The 646-nt window shown below is 68.6% G+C and carries 1 protein-coding gene; it reads left to right on the forward strand.

Annotated elements, in window-relative coordinates:
- On the forward strand, positions 1-579 hold a 579-nt coding region (locus JMF90_RS39475; protein WP_236598162.1), incomplete at its 5' end, for a LysR substrate-binding domain-containing protein.
- Positions 580-646: the final 67 nt, after the last annotated feature.

A 646-nucleotide genomic window follows, 5' to 3' on the forward strand; every position in this document is an offset into this window, starting at 1 on the left:
CATGCGTTGATCGACGATCTCGCCGCGTCGGGCATCGACGTCAGCACGTGGAGCGCGTCCCGCGACGAGGCCGAGGCGGCGCTCGTGTCCGGCGCCGCGCAGGTCGCGATCAGCCTGGCACGCAATCGGTTCATCGCGGCCGAGCTCGAATGGCGGGCCGTCGGCGCGATCGAGATCGGCTTTTACGCGTCGGCCGACCTGTTTCCGGCGAACGGGTCGCCGGTCACGGTCCCCGCGCTCGCCGCGAAGCCGCAAGTGGTGATGCACCGGTCGCTGAGCACGCAGTTCGCGCAACTGCTGCAGGTGTCGGACCGGCTCGTGTACGCGAACGAACTCGAAACCGTACGTCACCTGCTCCAGCACGGGCATGGCTGGGGCTTCCTGCCGACGCATTTCGACGCTAACTGCTGGCCGTCCGTCACGCGCATCGACACGGAGGTCGGGCATGGCAGCCTCGTCCATTCGATCGTCGCGGTGTGGAAGCCCGGCACGTGGAATCCGTCGCCGATCATCGAAGCGATCGACGCCGCCGGCGCGGCATGGGAGAAAGCCGCGCAGCGGCAGCACGGCGCACGCTGAACGCAGCGGCCATGCTGCCGGCCACCGTTACTCGATCACCTTCAACGCATCGAGCCCGTCCGGCAGC

Origin of the sequence: Burkholderia sp. E168m23 (assembly GCF_016586125.1) — a bacterium.
Taxonomy (GTDB): Bacteria; Pseudomonadota; Gammaproteobacteria; order Burkholderiales; family Burkholderiaceae; genus Burkholderia; species Burkholderia orbicola.